We start from the raw sequence: 284 nt of genomic DNA on the forward strand, positions 1-284 counted from the left end.
GGGCAACACTTCAAGAAAGCAACGTTGAGTGTTTATCGTGCAGGAGGCGACAAGCAAAAGTACATGGAAGTAACGTTTGAGAACTTTATTGTAAGCGGGTTTTATAGCGGGAATATATTTGACGCATTGCCCAGCGCTTTTCCAGAAGACGTTGTTTGGTTTAGTTACTCAAAAATCAAGATGATATATTCACAGCAGAGTAGAGCCAATGGGCAAATGATAGAACAAGTCGTTGCCGGATGGGACCAGGAACGAAACACCACTTATGCATAAGGATATTTAAG

Annotated in this window: 1 protein-coding gene; it reads left to right on the forward strand. The window is 41.9% G+C overall.

What is annotated here, in order from left to right; genetic code table 11:
- A partial coding sequence (locus ALP40_RS12855; protein ID WP_147478316.1) for a type VI secretion system tube protein Hcp occupies nt 1–273 on the forward strand: 273 nt, incomplete at its 5' end.
- Nucleotides 274–284 lie beyond the last annotated feature (11 nt).

The organism is Pseudomonas viridiflava, assembly GCF_003702045.1.
GTDB classification, from domain to species: Bacteria; Pseudomonadota; Gammaproteobacteria; order Pseudomonadales; family Pseudomonadaceae; genus Aquipseudomonas; species Aquipseudomonas viridiflava_C.